This window comes from Xenorhabdus miraniensis, assembly GCF_002632615.1.
Genome location: NZ_NITZ01000017.1, coordinates 94353 through 111698, shown reverse-complemented (window position 1 = coordinate 111698; position 17346 = coordinate 94353). Strand labels below are relative to the sequence as shown.

General features: G+C 41.6%; 14 protein-coding genes and 1 pseudogene. 9 read left to right on the top strand and 6 right to left on the bottom strand.

Going from position 1 to position 17346, the window contains the following annotated elements; translation table 11 throughout:
- Nucleotides 1-163 precede the first annotated feature (163 nt).
- The 4 genes from Xmir_RS15760 to exbB form a co-directional block, all read right to left on the bottom strand.
- A complete protein-coding gene (locus tag Xmir_RS15760) occupies nt 164-1216 on the bottom strand; it encodes an alpha-xenorhabdolysin family binary toxin subunit B (protein WP_099115138.1) in 1053 nt (350 codons plus the stop codon).
- Between the two features lie 45 nt (nt 1217-1261).
- A complete protein-coding gene (locus tag Xmir_RS15755; protein ID WP_099115137.1) occupies nt 1262-2476 on the bottom strand; it encodes an alpha-xenorhabdolysin family binary toxin subunit A in 1215 nt (404 codons plus the stop codon).
- Between the two features lie 695 nt (nt 2477-3171).
- Nucleotides 3172-3597 (bottom strand): TonB system transport protein ExbD, encoded by a 426-nt coding sequence (gene exbD, locus Xmir_RS15750; RefSeq protein ID WP_099115136.1) that lies wholly within the window; start codon nt 3595-3597, stop codon nt 3172-3174.
- Between the two features lie 6 nt (nt 3598-3603).
- Nucleotides 3604-4629: a tonB-system energizer ExbB gene (gene exbB, locus Xmir_RS15745; protein ID WP_099115135.1), complete on the bottom strand. Its 1026-nt coding sequence runs from the start codon at nt 4627-4629 to the stop codon at nt 3604-3606.
- Nucleotides 4630-5049: 420 nt separating this feature from the next.
- Here exbB and metC point away from each other — a divergent pair, with 420 nt between their 5' ends.
- The 5 genes and pseudogenes from metC to Xmir_RS15720 all read left to right on the top strand — a co-directional run bounded on the left by metC (nt 5050) and on the right by Xmir_RS15720 (nt 8780).
- Nucleotides 5050-6243 (top strand): cystathionine beta-lyase, encoded by a 1194-nt coding sequence (gene metC, locus Xmir_RS15740; protein WP_099115134.1) that lies wholly within the window; start codon nt 5050-5052, stop codon nt 6241-6243.
- A 182-nt stretch (nt 6244-6425) separates the two neighbouring features.
- On the top strand, nt 6426-7097 hold the full coding sequence (locus tag Xmir_RS15735) for a DedA family protein (RefSeq protein WP_099115133.1): 672 nt from the start codon (nt 6426-6428) through the stop codon (nt 7095-7097).
- Between the two features lie 96 nt (nt 7098-7193).
- Nucleotides 7194-7331, top strand: a pseudogene (locus tag Xmir_RS15730) (NADH-dependent alcohol dehydrogenase); the annotation flags it as partial.
- A gap of 25 nt (nt 7332-7356) precedes the next feature.
- Entirely contained in the window at nt 7357-8187 is an 831-nt protein-coding gene (gene dkgA / locus Xmir_RS15725; RefSeq protein ID WP_099115132.1) for a 2,5-didehydrogluconate reductase DkgA, read from the top strand.
- A 299-nt stretch (nt 8188-8486) separates the two neighbouring features.
- Nucleotides 8487-8780 carry a hypothetical protein gene (locus Xmir_RS15720; protein WP_047964840.1) on the top strand — a complete coding sequence of 98 codons (294 nt, stop codon included), beginning with the start codon at nt 8487-8489 and terminating at the stop codon, nt 8778-8780.
- Nucleotides 8781-8893: 113 nt separating this feature from the next.
- Here Xmir_RS15720 and Xmir_RS15715 read toward each other — a convergent pair whose 3' ends face one another.
- Entirely contained in the window at nt 8894-9550 is a 657-nt protein-coding gene (locus Xmir_RS15715; RefSeq protein ID WP_099115131.1) for a YtjB family periplasmic protein, read from the bottom strand.
- Between the two features lie 115 nt (nt 9551-9665).
- Between Xmir_RS15715 and serB the strand changes: the two genes are divergently transcribed.
- From serB to Xmir_RS15695, 4 genes are all read left to right on the top strand, one after another.
- Nucleotides 9666-10643 carry a phosphoserine phosphatase gene (gene serB, locus Xmir_RS15710; RefSeq protein WP_099115130.1) on the top strand — a complete coding sequence of 326 codons (978 nt, stop codon included), beginning with the start codon at nt 9666-9668 and terminating at the stop codon, nt 10641-10643.
- 55 nt (nt 10644-10698) lie between these two features.
- Nucleotides 10699-12084: a DNA repair protein RadA gene (gene radA / locus Xmir_RS15705; protein ID WP_099115129.1), complete on the top strand. Its 1386-nt coding sequence runs from the start codon at nt 10699-10701 to the stop codon at nt 12082-12084.
- A 604-nt stretch (nt 12085-12688) separates the two neighbouring features.
- Complete coding sequence (gene nadR / locus Xmir_RS15700) at nt 12689-13915, top strand: multifunctional transcriptional regulator/nicotinamide-nucleotide adenylyltransferase/ribosylnicotinamide kinase NadR (RefSeq protein ID WP_099115128.1); 1227 nt, start codon at nt 12689-12691, stop codon at nt 13913-13915.
- 672 nt (nt 13916-14587) lie between these two features.
- Nucleotides 14588-15316, top strand: a complete 729-nt coding sequence (locus Xmir_RS15695; RefSeq protein WP_099115127.1) for an ATP-binding cassette domain-containing protein — start codon at nt 14588-14590, stop codon at nt 15314-15316.
- A gap of 196 nt (nt 15317-15512) precedes the next feature.
- Here the strand turns inward: Xmir_RS15695 and ettA are convergent, their stop codons facing one another.
- Nucleotides 15513-17180: an energy-dependent translational throttle protein EttA gene (gene ettA / locus Xmir_RS15690; protein WP_099115126.1), complete on the bottom strand. Its 1668-nt coding sequence runs from the start codon at nt 17178-17180 to the stop codon at nt 15513-15515.
- Nucleotides 17181-17346 lie beyond the last annotated feature (166 nt).

The window sequence follows — 17346 nt, the reverse complement described above, 5'->3', positions numbered from 1 at the left end:
AAGCCAATGAATAATCACACTGGGTACGTTTACTTTCTGATTTCATAACACTCTCCTAAAGAGATGAAGGAAAGTGTCAACTTTATTTAGGACGGGACATTACATAAAAATAAGGCTGGATATATGTTTCCAGCCTTTTATTATCAGAAAAAGAAAATAATGATTATTTCAGCTTATTATATTGTTCTGCCAAATTTTTCAGGAAGTCCAGTTGACCATTTATCAGGTTCGTCAGATCCTTCTGAACAACTTTATTACCGGACAAACTGTGTAATTGGGTCGCAAATTCGTTCCAAGCATGCTCCAGTTTAGCTGCTTCTGAAAGAAGAATGGCGCGTTCTGCGTCGATTTGTATCACATCTTTTAGGCCGGAAATCCGCTGTTCTGTTTCCTGTAATGTCGTTTTCAGTGCGTCAGTTTCTTTCATTACCTGATCGATTTGATCACTGAGTTTCATTCTGGCATCTGCCAGTTCTGAGTATTTCAATCCTTCAGAAATTTTACCCAATATTTTTCTGGCAATCTCAACACCTTGTTTAATCGCCTGTTTAATGGCTTCTTTTTTAGGTTGGGTAAAGTCTAAACCATCAATATCACTGGCGCTGGGAATAAAATCTTTAAACATATCTGCGATATTATTTGCGCGAATAACATCCTGACTTTCGATGATCTTCTCCCGATCTTCATCCAGTTTTTTTCTTTTTTCTGCTTTATTCTCGATCTCACTCTGTAATTCTGCTTTTTTGGATTCCGTTTGCGCCACAAGATCTCCCAAGCGCTCTGCAATCACCATGTTGCTAATATCATTAATTTTTCCGGTCAGTTGGCTGGTTCTGCCACTGAAATTGATAATCACACTATCGATATCTTTTGATAATTTCTCGATCAATTGATTACGTTCTTCCAGTAAGGCATTGCGATCATCGTCGCTCAAATCAGGGGTTACCAAAGCCTCATCAATTTGGCTAATCGTTTGGAAAGTCTCTCCCTTAGCAAACTGACTGAGTACCGGCGTTAATTGTGCCAGGGAATCACGAACCGATTCATTGAGATCACGGCTATAGAGCCTGACTCGCTCAACTTTTTCCCCAATAATTTCAATACCAGATGTTTGCCGCTCAGCCAAAAGCCAAATCGTATTTGCCGCCTGATTCAGAGACTTGATATTGATTTCTGGATACAGGGTTTCTTTTTGTGAGGTATTCTTTTCAGTCATTTTAATATTCCTTTTTATTTTATAAATTCTTTATTCAAGAAGAAATCAGCTATGGCTTTTTCTATATTCTGCCAATGCCTCATCGAAAGTTTTAACCAATTTAGCAGCAGAACCCTGAACCTCTTTCCAAGGACTAATAACTTGCTTAAACGTCACCACAAAAGAAGTGAGTTTCAACGCATCATTAATTTCGGCAAATTTATCTTTTGAAGTCGTAATTTGTGTTAGCATGGTATTCCACATGAAGTCCAAATGGTTTAGGGCCACTTCTGCATCTGCCATACGAATATCCATGTCACTAAAATTGAGGGATAAATTCTGAATCGCAGTCTGCAATGCACTTTTACCTTTAACTTGCTCTTGCAAACCGTTAACTTCCTCAATCAATTCATTTTTACGTTTACGTGCTTTTTCTGCTTTGTCACCAAAAATACCGCCAGTAATCGCCCAACCAATAATGCCTCCTGCCATTCCCGAAAATGCCAGACCAACGTATTTATCGTAGTCTTTTTTGAGTTGTTCAATTTCACTGTTTTTATTGTCGATTTTATTTTGCAGCTCTTTGATGGTGGTAGAAAGTTTATTCTTATCCATCAGATCTTTTTTATTCTTGACCTGTGGCTGTAACCCTTCTGCTTGATTACCATTTGATAATTCCCCGCCAATCAAGGTGATTTTAAAATCGGTTACCGCATTTCTAACTCGTTGGGTATTTTCCTGCTGTTTTTTAATATCCTTCTTCATGCTTTCAAGAATATTACCCAATTCAACCGCGATTTCTTTATCATCATTGGTATAAGTGATTTCAGCGAGTTGTTTATCAGTTAAATCACCCAATTTTGTCTTTACACGTTCAATAATCGGCATCTGATCAATAATGTTGATGATATCCCCGCCCGTTTCAGTAATTTGTCTGCCAGCATTTTCCAAATCGATACTTTGCTGTTGAACATTGCTTTCTACACCACTCCAGCTCAGTGTATGGTCATGAATGCCTTTAAACAAAGTCGTCATATTTGCGGGTTTTAAACCATCAATATCAATGTCGTTATAACCGATATATTGCTTAACTTCTTCCAAAGTATAAGGAAGCGCCAAACCACGTTTAACATACAATTTAATACTAATGAGATCTTCTTTAGTAAAGATACCTCCCGGACGAGCAGCACCTTCTACCTGACCGGTCAATATTTTTAAGGTAACTGCAGGAACTTCTGATACAGGGATCTTATTTTCTGCCAAACTGTTATTTAATGACATATCGTTCTCCGTTAGTGTCGCTGGTTTAATTTAATGTTAATTAAACTTCGCATTTATCTATCTGAAAACATTTTTATTTTATTATCATTTCAATATGTGCAATCAAGTTACCCTTAATGTGAAAAGACAATATTTTCATCTAGTAATATATTTTTTATCCATTTTTTTATTTTATTTATTTTTATTATTTGAGCATATCGATAAAACTAAAACTCAATTTATTTATCTTTTAAAAAATCCAAATTTACAGTTATTTAATCCATTATTAATATTTATTATTGATATATTATATAATGTGCTTTTTATCTTTTACACCACCCTATTCAGAAGATATTGTCACAATAAAACAAAATAACAGAACAATAACTTTAACCAGTGTAAACATAAAAATGTGAATATCGGGCAATGAAGTAAAAACAATATTCATTAACTATTTTTAATACACAGAACTTCATTCAACTGAATGAAAACAAATAAAAAACATAATGCCAATATAAAGGTTATTATGACTAATTTATAACCAATTTCAATCGGTTCTTACTCTTCATATTTCAAATTGCATTGAGGGTAACAAGGGGATTTATTTTAGGTATATCATCAACAGGAGAGACTACAGAAAGCTGAACTGCCCAAATAGCTAATTGGGCAGTTCATGTTTATCACGCTAAATCATCATTGGATCGCATGAAGGAGGTTTATTGGGCAGCAACAGATTCCATTCCCACCAGCCCAACTTTGAGGTAACCCGCTTTGCGCAGAGAATCCATCACACTCATCAATGTTTCATAATCCACGGATTTATCTGCCTGAAAGAAAATCGTGGTTTCTTTGTTGGATTGCGTAGTTTGATCCAATACCGAGGATAAGGTATCGCGATCAACCTGTTGCTCACCCACATAGAGTTGATGATCCGCTTTCACAGTCAAAAATACCGGTTTTTCTGGTCGGGGTTGCGGTTTAGCAGATGAGGCCGGCAAATTGACTTTGATATCTACCGTTGCCAGTGGCGCAGCTACCATGAAAATAATCAGCAGCACCAACATCACGTCAATAAATGGCGTGACGTTAATTTCATGCAGTTCACCGCTATCGTCCAAATCTTCATTAAGACGTATTGCCATAGTTTATTACCTTGCTTCTGCTTTTTCTGCTTTGCTTTCAGCCAGATCAAGATCGCGGCCCAACAACAGGACTGCCTGAGCCGCCGTATCTCCCACTTGCCCACGGTATGAGGAAATAACACGGGCAAAAACGTTATAAATGACTACCGCAGGGATCGCCGCCACCAGACCCAAAGCTGTCGCCAGCAAAGCTTCCGCAATACCCGGTGCAACAACCGCCAGGTTAGTGGTTTGTGAATGGGCAATCCCGATAAAGCTGTTCATGATCCCCCAAACAGTTCCGAACAACCCGACAAACGGGGAAATTGCGCCAATGGTCGCCAGATAGCCGTTACCACGCCCCATATGGCGACTGATTGCTGCAACGGCACGTTCCATACGGAATGCAGTTCGCTCTTTGGTTCCTGCCTTGTCAGCGCTTTCAGCAGACAGCGCACGCTCTGACTGTGCTTCGCTCAACAACAAACGGCTGATACTTTGCTTACCAAAATCCGCTGCAATTTTCGCAGCCGCATCCAGATTGGTGACATCAGCCAAAGCCTGTTGTTCTTTGCGTAAACGACGGCGCGCCATTAGTAGTTCCATACCTTTGGAGAAAAACAGTGCCCATGTGATGACGGAGGCGATGACCAACCCTACCATGACCGTTTTTACGACCACATCTGCATTATTATACATGCCCCAAACAGACAGATCGGTTGCGAACCCACCGGATTGGCTGGCCGATTCTTCTGTAACTGGTTCAACAACAGCTTTGGTGGCCACGGTTTCGGTAACTCCAGTTTCTGCTGTATTCGGAGTTTCGGATTTCGTTTCTGTGGCTGATGGTGTTTCTGCGGCTGATGATATTTCTGTGGCTGATAGTGTTTCAGTTTTCGGTTCAGCCACTTGTGGCGCTGCGGAAGATGCTGGTGTTGCCGGAGCGGCTACCTGAGCAGCAACCTGATTTTCTGGCGCAGCTGGCGCTGTATCAGCCCATGCTGAACTTGTTAATCCGAGTGCCAATAGAATAGAAGCTGTCAAATTACGCATCAGTTAGCCTTACTCTCTTTTTTATAGATTCTGTTACTTAGCAGTGAATCACGTTTACTCATCTTGCTAATCCTAATATGACCAGGGTCATGTTTTTTACTTTCTCACCTCAAATAAGCTCAAGAGGGAAAAAAGTCCGCCGCAAATGATATCAGACATTGTACGATTTGATAGTAATTATCATTACTATTTAATAAAAAATTGCTAAAAAACGATACATTTTTGTTCATACTTCCTGATAGCCTCTCAACAGATCACCTTGAATTTTCGTCAAGTTGCCCGAATCCCTTTGGCAAATCGACACCAAATCTTTTAACTTTCTAATCATTATTTGCACAGTTCTGTTTGAGCCGTTCTGTTTAGGCATGGGAAAGTAGGCCAAAAAAGCTGGCCAAAAATTAACTTGGGGGGATGAGATCCATGACAGAAAAAAAACTAGAAACTTTATTGGTCAATGTAGGAAGGGAAAAAAAGTATACGCAGGGCGCCGTTAATCCTCTTATTCAACGTACATCATCTGTCATTTTCGATTCTGTGGAACACATGCAGCATGCTTTGAAGCACCACACTAAAGGCGAATTAATCTACGGACGCCGTGGCACGATGACGCATTTTGCCTTTCGGAATGCAATGACTGAACTGGAAGGCGGTGCAGGCTGTGCTCTCTATCCTTCCGGTACGGCCGCTGTCACTAATTCGATTCTGGCTTTTGTAAAAACCGGCGATCATGTCTTGATGACGGGAAATGCGTATGAACCATCACAGGCTTTTTGCGACAAAGTTCTGAAGAAAATGGGTATCACTACTGATTATTTTGATCCGATGATTGGCAAGGATATTGCTTCTCTGATTAAGCCCAATACCACGGTGCTCTTTCTTGAGTCTCCCGGTTCTCTGACGATGGAAGTACAGGATGTTCCCGCTATTGTGCGTGCCGCCCGTAAGGTTAATCCTGAAATTGTGATTATTATCGACAATACATGGTCGGCCGGCATTCTGTTTAAGGCTCTGGAGTTTGGTGTCGATATTTCCGTTCAATCCGCCACAAAATATATCATCGGCCATTCAGATGGCATGCTGGGAACCGCTGTCGCCAATGCACGATGTTGGGAACAGCTCAGAGAGCGATCTTACCTACTGGGTCAGATTGCCGATCCCGATACCGTTTATATGGCAACTCGTGGGCTGCATACGCTGGCTGTTCGTCTAAAACAACAGGAAAAAAACAGTATCAAAATTGCCAAGTGGCTCGCAAAACGGCCGGAAGTGGCTGAAGTTTATCATCCCGCCCTGCCTTCTTGCCCCGGGCACCGTTATTTTAAACGCGACTTCACTGGCTCTTGCGGGCTGTTTTCTTTTCTCCTGAACACTGAGCTTACACCTGAGCAAGTCGCTGATTATCTTGATAATATGAAGCATTTTAAAATGGCGTTTTCATGGGGAGGATTTGAGTCATTGATTTTGGATAAGCAACCTGAATTGATCCAAATGATACGCCATTACAATCCACCGAAAAAAACCGGCACGTTATTCCGCCTTCACATCGGGCTGGAAGATCCACAAGATTTAATGGACGATCTGGAAGCGGGTTTTGATCGCCTTGCAAGTCGTTAATTTCCTGACAAAACGATGACCCAATCTCATGGCTGTCTTTCCGTTGCAGACAGCCGTGATTGTGTTTTATCCCTTTCAATTCCGTATGCTGAATCAAATCAACCCCCATCCCTCTATTTTGCGGTACACTGGGACAGATCTGTTTATTAATTAGTTTACTTGCAAAAATCACAGGATAAACAATGGAAACATTAAGCGAGATCGTGTATGCACTCTGGCATCATGATTTTAACCAACTCGCCAATCCCGATGTCATCTGGATTATTTATGGTGTCCTCTTTGTCACCCTTGTACTGGAAAATGGGCTATTACCCGCAGCCTTTTTACCCGGCGATACCTTATTGATACTTTCTGGTGCCTTAATTGCCAAAGGTGTCATGAGCTTCATTCCCACGGTGCTTCTGCTGACCATTGCCGCCAGCCTGGGATGTTGGTTAGGGTATTTGCAAGGACGTTGGCTGGGTCATACTCGTGTTGTCAAAGATTGGCTGGCTCAGCTTCCCTTACAATATCGCCAACGCGCTAATGTCTTATTTACCAAACACGGTCTGTCGGCGCTGCTCATCGGGCGTTTTTTGGCGTTTGTTCGCACTCTCTTGCCAACATTTGCCGGTATTTCTGGTCTAAATAATAAACGCTTTCAATTTTTTAACTGGTTAAGTGGCTTCTTATGGGTCATTATTATCGTGGGTTTTGGCTATACCTTAAATCAGATCCCTTTTGTCAAAGCACATCAGGATCTGGTCATGAATATTCTGGTGATTTTGCCTGTCGTTCTGTTGATTAGTGGACTGTCTGCTTCTCTGTTGATGTACTGGCGTCACAAGAGAACATCATCAAAAAAAAATAAGTAAACACACTTACCGTTTTAACATTCTTGCGAAAAAACGCTATCTGACTGAAAACGAATACTTTTCTATTCATTAGCTTATCAACAAAAAAATTAAACACTTTCTGATTATCAGCTTGATGGAAATTCTATTCCAGCCATGATCAAAAAACTAGAACAACAAGGTTTGGTTGCCCTTGGAGAACATCAAGATATTACGCTTGATGTCAGTAAGCGCATTTATGAGGCGTCCATCTGAAACACCAAATCTGAAGGAGGTTAGAATGGGTCAGCAAACAATTATTAAACTCGTCGATGAGAATCACATGCCACAACTGGGGCTTGGGGTTTGGAAAGCGAGTAATGAGCAGGTTGTTGGGGCTATCCACACCGCATTAGAAGTGGGCTATCGTTCTATTGATACAGCAGCGATTTATCATAATGAAGAAGGTGTCGGAAGAGCCTTGAAAGAAAGTGCCATTCCACGTGAAGAAATTTTTATCACCACCAAACTTTGGAATGATCGTCATTTGGATGCCGGCACTGCATTACAGGAAAGTTTGGATAGATTACAGCTAGACTATGTTGATCTCTATCTCATTCATTGGCCTGTTCCCGAACAGGATCATTATGTGGATGCGTGGAGACAGCTTATTGAACTGAAAGAAGCCGGATTGACTCGCAGTATTGGTGTTTGTAATTTTCACATTGAACACTTACAGAAAATAATGTTGGAAACAGGTGTGGTTCCCACGATCAACCAAATTGAACTTCATCCCCTGATGCAACAGCGGCAACTCCATTCATGGAATGCCACCCACCATATTACCACTGAGTCCTGGAGCCCACTATCACGCGGTGGAAAAGATGTTTTTAACTCCCCATTGGTTGAACGATTAGCAATGAAGTACAGCAAAACACCAGCGCAAATCGTGATTCGCTGGCATCTCGAATGTGGCATGATTGTCATTCCTAAATCTGTGACACCTTCCCGTATCAAAGAAAATTTTGATGTATTTGATTTCAGGTTGGAAAAAGAAGATCTAACAGCCATGGCCGAATTGGATATTGGTAAGCGAATAGGCCCAAATCCTGATGATTACAATAAATTTTAATGTATACCCACCGACCTAATCCAATCCCTTCCAATAGACCTGAATTCTGTTTTCCCACAGGGTTCAGGTCGGAAGCATGATCTGAACCGTCCCTCTTAAAACACCATAACTCATTAACAAAACAAATATTGCTAATAATAACTATGTTTACTATTTATGTATGATTGATGTCCTAAACTTACTTTGCAAAGTTAAATAGTCAATATATTAAATAGGTAATTAATATTAACGGAATTTGTGACAGTCATTGATATATCTATTTTCATTAATCCTTTTAAAAAATACTTAAGGAAATGATGATGATTTACATAGTTATTTCTTTATTCATGCTTATCCCTTTTTTCTTTGCCTTGAGGTGGTTCCTGTTATCACACCTGATCCATCACAATGCGGCAGGCATGATGCTGGCAATAGCCGCTATCGCTTTTCACATGTACATCTTCCGCTTCGACAAGTTACCGATTGTACATGTTGCCATGTCCCATAGACCGATCGTGTTCTATGGCGCAGTTCTCATTGCATTACTGCATGGGGTGATCTATTCCATTTGCTTCAAGCGGTACTATGGGAAAGCGACTTATGAAGAACATTAAAGAATATTTTTCGTCAATGGATAAAACAACCGAATTCCCGGTACCTCCGCATGAACTGCTCAACGGAGGCGGGTGGAAATGGTGGCACCAATCAGTTTCGATATCAAAATCGGTTAACGGGAAGAGCCGTTCTCATCGTTTTTTTCATCCGTTGATTTGGTATTCGCAGTCAAAAGATAAGGAGACTGTTGCCAACGGCTGGGTGCCAGTTGCAGTAAATTATGGGCCAGAATAAAGCCAATCGCCAAAGCCAGCAGGAGCATGATCCGAAGTAAGTTAGTGGTGTTATCAACCTGCTTAGCTTCTGTTGCCAATCTATGGGTATCCAGTGTCAGACGAAGAAAACCCTGCGGAGAATCTTTCCCCGGTATAGGGACAACGATTTGCTGATTGAAATAGCTACTGGATTTTTTACCTTCCAGCGCCAATCGTTCACGGACAGAAATTGGCTCACCACTGCGTGCAATCTGCGTTCCATTTTCCAGATAAACACTGGCATCCAGAATGCGGCTGTTGCTGGTCAAGTAATCCAAATTAGCGACAATCTTTTTATTATTAAGATCTTTGCTACCATTCTCCATATAATCAGCCAAGCTGAATGCGACCTGTTTTGCCAATGTTTTCGCCAAATCCTCAAACTGATCCATATGGGCCTGCTGTTGGGAGCGGCTGAAATAGGAAACACCCTGCATCAGCAGAACCAACAGTGCTATACATATTAAAATAATCGCCGTCTTGTGCAGTCGAAATTTTAGCTTTGCTTTAATCATTGTTATCCCATCCCATGATCGGAAAGCACATGTTGCCAGATGCTGTACTGATAGGATAGTTTGAAAAGCATTTTTCGCTTGCCAAAATTGCATGGAATTACAGGAGTCGAAGTTCATGTCTAATAATCTGGCCTATCGTTACTTACCGGATGAGATCCATAAATGGCCGGGGTTACCGCTATCCCTTAGTGGTGATGAGGTTATGCCTCTGGATTACCGAGCAGGAGACAGCGGCTGGTTGCTGTATGGACGAGGTTTGGATAAACAACGTATCAGCGATTTTCAGCACCGGCTTGGGGTCGCTATTGTGGTGGTATCTTCATGGCGTATTGATGATTATCAAGTTGTTCGTATTGCCGGCAGTCTTTCACCTCGCATTAAACGATTGGCGGATGAGTGCCGTCTGGATGTTGTTCCGCTAGGGCAAATCCCTCGCCTGCGTTCACCCGGCTTATTGGTGATGGATATGGATTCGACCGCAATCCAAATCGAATGTATAGATGAAATTGCCCGTCTGGCGGGAGTTGGCGATAAAGTGGCGGCAATTACAGAACGGGCCATGCAGGGTGAACTGGATTTTTCAGAAAGCCTGCGCGAACGAGTCGCCCAACTGGCAGGGGCTGATGCGGCAATCTTACAGCAAGTGATGGACACACTTCCTCTTATGCCCGGGCTGACCAGCCTTGTCCGCAAGTTACAATCATTGGATTGGCATGTCGCTATTGCTTCCGGTGGTTTTACTTTCTTTGCCGATAACCTTCGCCAGCAACTGCGCCTGTTTGCCGCCGTCGCTAATCAACTTGAGATCAGAGATGGCAAACTGACCGGTAAAGTCAAAGGGCCGATTGTCGATGCAAAATACAAGGCAACTACTTTGATAAGGCTGGCAAAAGAGCTGGATATTCCCCTCAGTCAAACTGTCGCGATTGGGGATGGCGCCAATGATCTGAAAATGATCCGCAAAGCAGGATTGGGCATTGCCTATCATGCCAAACCTAAAGTGTATGCACAGGCTAAAGTTGCGATCCGCCATGCAGATTTGATGGGTGTTTTGTGTGTATTGAGTGGCGGCTTGAAGCACGAAGAGCGCTAATATTAGCAGTCAGCAATCACCCCCATTAACAATCAACATATTAAGGAAGCATAGAGTGGCAAAAGCAGCAAAACGGGCATTTGTCTGTAACGAATGTGGCGCGGATTATCCCCGCTGGCAGGGGCAATGTACCGCATGCCACGCATGGAATACGATTACGGAAGTGCGTTTAGCCGCTGCTTCCTCTTCCCGCACTGAACGTTTCAGTGGCTATGCCGGAGATGCGGGCATCAGTAAAGTTCAAAAACTTTCAGATATCAGTCTGGAAGAACTTCCCCGTTTCTCAACCGGATTTAAAGAATTTGATCGTGTTCTCGGTGGTGGCGTGGTTCCCGGCAGTGCTATTTTGATTGGTGGTAATCCCGGAGCGGGGAAAAGTACCCTGCTCTTACAAACCATGTGTCAATTATCGACACAGATGAAAACGTTGTATGTAACAGGGGAAGAATCATTACAACAGGTAGCAATGCGGGCACATCGTCTGGGATTGCCGACGGATAAATTGAACATGCTGTCAGAAACCAGCATTGAGCAGATTTGCCTGATTGCAGAACAAGAACAGCCCAAGCTCATGGTAATAGACTCAATTCAGGTTATGCACATGGCAGATATTCAATCTTCACCGGGTAGCGTAGCCCAAGTGAGGGAAACTGCGGCTTACCTGACCCGATTCGCTAAAACCCGTGGTGTTGCCATTATCATGGTTGGGCATGTAACAAAAGATGGTTCTTTGGCTGGCCCCAAAGTACTTGAACACTGTATAGACTGTTCCGTTATGCTTGATGGCGAAGCAGATTCTCGTTTTCGTACTCTGCGAAGCCATAAAAACCGTTTTGGAGCCGTCAATGAACTGGGTGTGTTCGCGATGACCGAACAAGGGTTGCGGGAAGTGAACAACCCTTCCGCCATTTTCCTGAGTCGGGGCGATGAGATCACTTCAGGCAGTTCCGTCATGATTGTGTGGGAAGGGACCCGCCCTTTGCTGGTTGAAATTCAGGCGCTGGTAGACCACTCCATGATGTCAAACCCACGTCGCGTAGCAGTAGGGCTTGAGCAAAATAGGCTGGCTATTCTGCTGGCTGTCCTGCATCGGCACGGTGGTTTGCAAATGGCTGATCAGGATGTTTTTGTTAACGTCGTGGGCGGTGTGAAAGTGACGGAAACGAGTGCTGACCTTGCGTTACTGCTCTCTTTAGTGTCCAGTTTCCGTGATCGTCCTTTACCCCGTGATCTCGTGGTGTTTGGTGAGGTTGGTCTGGCTGGTGAAATTCGTCCCGTTCCCAGTGGTCAGGAGCGTATTTCAGAGGCAGCCAAGCATGGATTTAAACGTGCAATTGTTCCCCACGCTAATATGCCGAAAAAGTCATTACCAAACATGAAAGTATTCGGTGTCAAAAAACTGGCCGATGCGTTATCAGTTTTAGATGATTTGGATAATTAAACAATCTCTCGTTCATTTTAGATCTAGGTATTTTTCCTAATTATCTATAATATATATTGCCTGCCGTCACATATTAAATAAGGCAGGCAATAAAATTAGCATTCTTTCCTCATCCATTTAAGTTTTTCGTATTTTAATACGAAACCCCAAAATTCAGATTATTCCTAATTAACATAAGCGAAATAACAAAATTTCAGAAGAAATTTTTATTCACTCTATTTAGATAAAAAATCAATTTATTGAAGATTATAGTATTTACCCCCTATACTTTTACTGAATACTGTGGTTTATTGTCCATAAAAGCATGATGAAATTTGTCTGACATACGGTTATATAAATTAATTTATAACGATTAGGGAAGTGACTAACCCTATTCAATAAAAATTCCACAATCTGCATTGCCATTGATTTTACGAATCAACCAATAATGTAGTATTTGATTTTTTAATTTTATACCTATATTTGATTATCCAATTTTAAACACTTACAGTTTTTGAAATAGCAGCGTTTCATCCCAAAGCCTCAATAAACGACTCATTTTGTTTTTACCTTTCACGACGAGCATGCTATTTTGTTTAGTATACTAAACACAAAGGGAGGTTATATGAGACAATTTGACTACTTGAAAGAGGCTATTAAACAAGCTGGTTACACGTTACAGCAAGTTGCTGATGCCAGCGGTATGACAAAAGGCTACCTTAGCCAACTCATTAACGACAAAATAAAGAGTCCCAGCGCACAGAAACTGGCTTCTCTTCATCAATATCTAGGATTGGCATATCCCATGGAAAAGAAAACGATCGGCGTCGTGTTTGGTAAATTTTACCCGTTACATACGGGACACATTTATCTGATTCAAAGAGCATCCAGTCAAGTTGATGAATTACATGTCGTGCTTTGCTATGACGAAATGCGTGATCGTGAGCTATTCATCAACAGTTCGATGTCCCAGCAACCAACGGTCAGTGACCGTTTGAGATGGTTACTGCAAACGTTCAAATACCAAAAGAATATTCATATTCACGCGTTTGATGAACAGGGCATGGAACCCTATCCAAATGGCTGGGAAACCTGGAGTAAGGGCGTGAAAGCATTCATGTCAGCAAAAGGGATAACGCCTGAATACATCTATTCCAGTGAAGCACAGGATGTTTCCCGTTATAAAGAGCATTTCGGCATTGAAACCGTGCTTATTGACCCACAGCGCTCTTTTATGAATATCAGCGGCAGCCAAATTCGTCAGGCCCCTTTCCGCTATTGGGAGTACATCCCTACGGAAGTGAAGCCTTTCTTTGTACGTAAAGTTGCCATTCTTGGCGGTGAATCAAGCGGAAAGTCTACGTTGGTGAACAAACTGGCCAATATGTTTAACACCACCAGCGCATGGGAATATGGGCGAGAATATGTCTTTTCCCATCTGGGAGGTGACGAAATGGCCTTACAATACTCAGATTACGATAAAATTGCACTAGGTCATGCTCAATATATTGATTTTTCAGTTAAATATGCTAACAAAGCGGCTTTTATTGACACGGATTTCGTGACAACGCAAGCATTTTGCAAACGCTATGAAGGAAAAGAACATCCTTTTGTTCAGGCAATGATTGATGAGTATCGCTTTGATTTAGTTATACTTTTAGAGAACAATACTCCATGGGTAGCTGATAGCTTAAGAAGTTTAGGCAGCGAACGGGATCGCAAGGAGTTTCAAGATTTACTTGAAAGTTTATTGAAGAAAAATAATATTGATTATGTTTGTGTCAATTCACCAGACTATGATCAACGTTTTCTACGCTGTGTTGAGCTCGTTCAACAAATGTTAATGGGGTAACTAACATTTATATATAAAATAGATTACACTTATATTATTATCACGATTAATTGATAGTCATTTATTATCCATTGTAACTTTTATTGTCTTATGTTTATTCTGTATAAGCATTTAATTAAATGTTTACTGTAGTTATTTTTACAATGGTAATAAAATAAATTGTGATAATAATATTTTTTGATACTTTAATTTTACTGTTTTGACTTGAATTGCAGAGAAATAAGTCATTTAATGAACAGACCTATTGATTTATTTATATAAAATTTATTAGGCAGTAATAATCCCACAAATATTCTGGGTGTTTTAAACGATAATGGAGGTAATACCAAGATAACATTAAAATATTAATGAAATATAAAATGACTTTTTTCCTTATTATCAAAATGGAATAAAGACAGAAGAATTTATGCTATTTTTATTTAGTTTGCCTTTAAGCATAATTAATTAACATTCTTGATTTTTTATTCTAAGACTAAGAAATATCTCATTTATTAGATAGTCATTGTAAATAATAATTGACATAAGATGAGCATATCCGTAATGAAGATGTTTCACATATAGACTATTTTTATTCGTACAATACCAGATGGACATTAGTGTTATTGCGAAGAAACTTAGACAGCATATGTTAAGGAAAAAGCTTTAATCTTTTAACCTAATTGTGTTGAGAATATGAACTTAAATCAATTTAAATCGATTGAGGTTATCAATATTTCATATGGTTTAACTGATACTACAGTTAATCATGAAATGATTTCAGATATCACATTTTCTATTATACCAGGTGAAATTACTTTGATAACAGGGCCGAGAGCATCGACTAACCGCACAATATTGTCGATTACTTCGGGTATGTTACAACCAGATCAAGGAGATGTATTAATTAATAATAACAAGTTGAAACTAATGGATGATATAGAATTAGGCAAATTTCATGCTGAAAATAGTGGGTTCATTTTCCAAGATTTCAATTTATTCAGTGAACTCACGCTGTTAGATAACTTGTTATTATCAACTTCTTATGGATTATCGCTTCCTCGTGAGCAAGCAGAAAACATCGCACAAAAATCGTTGGATATTGTGAAATTAGGCGATAAAAGCCGTTATTACCCAGGGGAACTGTCTGAAAACGAGAAACAACTGGCTGCAATGGCAAAAGCCATAGTCAGAAGACCGGAATATTTATTTGCCGATGATCCGACACGTAATCTAGATCATCAAGCATTTCAGACGTTCATTAACATCTTTAAGTTTATTGCACATGAACAGAAAGGCACGGTTGTCATCGCTTCACAGGATAGCCGCCTGATACGACATGCGGATAGCATTATCACGTTAGCCAGTGGAAAAGCCATTAAAACGTATGAGCCTATGCTGGATCAGCGAGTTTTAGTGCAGTAGTGAAATAGTTATACCCAATGGATTTCAAGATGCAGCGCGACGGCAAGGGAATGAACCCCCAGAAGCATAGCTCACTATGTGACTGGGGTGAATGAGCGCAGCCAACAAAGCGGCAACTTGAAAGACGATGGGTATATCAAAACGAGTCATGATTAGTAAAAAACGGCCTGCTATCAGGCCGTTTTTTCTATCCAGCTTATTTGCTGATTTTCTTATACTTAATGCGGTGAGGCTCCAGCGCTTCAGCTCCCAGAGTCCGCTTCTTGTAATCTTCGTATTCGCTGAAGTTTCCTTCAAAGAAGGACACCTTGCCTTCATCCTGATAGTCAATGATGTGCGTCGCGATACGGTCAAGGAACCAACGGTCATGGGAAATAACCATTGCGCAGCCCGGGAATTCCAACAAGGCGTTTTCCAATGCGCGCAGTGTTTCAATATCCAAATCGTTGGTTGGTTCGTCCAGCAGTAACATGTTGCCGCCAACTTGTAGCAGCTTGGATAAATGCAGACGACCACGTTCACCACCAGATAACTCACCGACGCGCTTGCCCTGATCTACCCCTTTGAAGTTAAAGCGCCCAACATACGCACGGCTTGGAATTTCAAAGTTGCCGATACGCATGATGTCCTGACCACCAGAAACTTCTTCCCAAACGGTTTTGCTGTCATCCATGTTGTCACGGAACTGATCAACAGAAGCCAATTTAACGGTTTCACCCAGTGTAATTGAGCCAGAATCCGGTTGCTCCTGATTGGACAACATACGGAACAGCGTTGATTTACCCGCGCCGTTCGGCCCGATGATCCCAACAATCGCCCCTTTTGGCAGGGAGAAACTTAAGTTATCGATCAGAACGCGATCACCATAAGATTTCGTTAGATTGGTGACTTCCAGTACCTTGTCACCCAAACGTGGGCCAGGTGGAATAAACAGCTCACTGGTTTCATTACGTTTCTGATATTCAACGTTATTAAGCTCTTCAAAGCGAGCCAGACGTGCCTTGCCTTTTGCCTGACGCCCTTTCGGATTTTGGCGAACCCACTCAAGTTCTTTCTCAATGGATTTGCGACGAGCCGCTTCTGAAGCGGCTTCCTGTGCCAGACGCGCATCTTTTTGCTCCAGCCACGAAGAGTAGTTACCTTCCCATGGAATACCTTCACCACGGTCAAGTTCCAAGATCCAACCCGCAACGTTATCAAGGAAGTAACGGTCGTGGGTAATCGCAACCACGGTGCCTTCATAATCATGCAGGAAGCGCTCCAGCCACGCGACAGATTCAGCGTCAAGGTGGTTAGTCGGTTCGTCGAGCAGCAGCATGTCTGGTTTTTCCAGCAGCAGGCGGCAGATAGCTACACGACGGCGTTCACCCCCGGACAGATGTTCAATCTTGGCATCCCATGCAGGCAAGCGCAGAGCATCAGCCGCTCGCTCAAGTTGGTTATCCAAGTTGTGTCCGTCATGAGATTGGATAATAGCTTCCAGCTCACCTTGCTCTTTTGCCAGCTTATCGAAATCCGCATCAGGATCAGCATAAGCCGCATAAACTTCATCAAGGCGTGTCAGTGCATTTTTAACTTCGCTAACGGCTTCTTCCACTGCTTCACGCACAGTATGTTCAGGATTGAGCTTAGGTTCCTGCGGCAAATACCCAATTTTAATGCCAGGTTGTGGGCGAGCTTCGCCCTCAATATCTTTATCAATACCTGCCATAATGCGCAGCAAGGTTGACTTACCTGCACCATTAAGGCCAAGAACACCAATTTTTGCTCCGGGGAAAAAACTTAGAGAGATATTTTTCAGAATATGCCTTTTCGGGGGAACAATCTTACCAACCCTGTGCATGCTATAAACATATTGAGCCAATGTATTTTACCTTTTGATTAACCAGGAAATTTTAAGATTCATTTGCGCTTATGCGGCTTGGAGAGCGTATTTTACCCTAAATTTTACGTATCGTGTTGTTACCTAATTAGGATTAACCCAGCATCCCCTTTCGCATTCATCAGTTGTAATAAATCACACCAATAAT

What these genes read in the sequence shown, in the direction of transcription:
- Xmir_RS15755 (WP_099115137.1), bottom strand. Translation starts at nt 2,476, where the DNA reads ATGTCATTAAATAACAGTTTGGCAGAAAATAAGATCCCTGTATCAGAA.
- exbD (WP_099115136.1), bottom strand. Translation starts at nt 3,597, where the DNA reads ATGGCAATACGTCTTAATGAAGATTTGGACGATAGCGGTGAACTGCAT.
- Xmir_RS15735 (WP_099115133.1), top strand. Translation starts at nt 6,426, where the DNA reads ATGGAAACATTAAGCGAGATCGTGTATGCACTCTGGCATCATGATTTT.
- Xmir_RS15715 (WP_099115131.1), bottom strand. Translation starts at nt 9,550, where the DNA reads ATGATTAAAGCAAAGCTAAAATTTCGACTGCACAAGACGGCGATTATT.
- Xmir_RS15720 (WP_047964840.1), top strand. Translation starts at nt 8,487, where the DNA reads ATGATTTACATAGTTATTTCTTTATTCATGCTTATCCCTTTTTTCTTT.
- dkgA (WP_099115132.1), top strand. Translation starts at nt 7,357, where the DNA reads ATGGGTCAGCAAACAATTATTAAACTCGTCGATGAGAATCACATGCCA.
- Xmir_RS15760 (WP_099115138.1), bottom strand. Translation starts at nt 1,216, where the DNA reads ATGACTGAAAAGAATACCTCACAAAAAGAAACCCTGTATCCAGAAATC.
- metC (WP_099115134.1), top strand. Translation starts at nt 5,050, where the DNA reads ATGACAGAAAAAAAACTAGAAACTTTATTGGTCAATGTAGGAAGGGAA.
- Xmir_RS15695 (WP_099115127.1), top strand. Translation starts at nt 14,588, where the DNA reads ATGAACTTAAATCAATTTAAATCGATTGAGGTTATCAATATTTCATAT.
- exbB (WP_099115135.1), bottom strand. Translation starts at nt 4,629, where the DNA reads ATGCGTAATTTGACAGCTTCTATTCTATTGGCACTCGGATTAACAAGT.
- serB (WP_099115130.1), top strand. Translation starts at nt 9,666, where the DNA reads ATGTCTAATAATCTGGCCTATCGTTACTTACCGGATGAGATCCATAAA.
- nadR (WP_099115128.1), top strand. Translation starts at nt 12,689, where the DNA reads ATGAGACAATTTGACTACTTGAAAGAGGCTATTAAACAAGCTGGTTAC.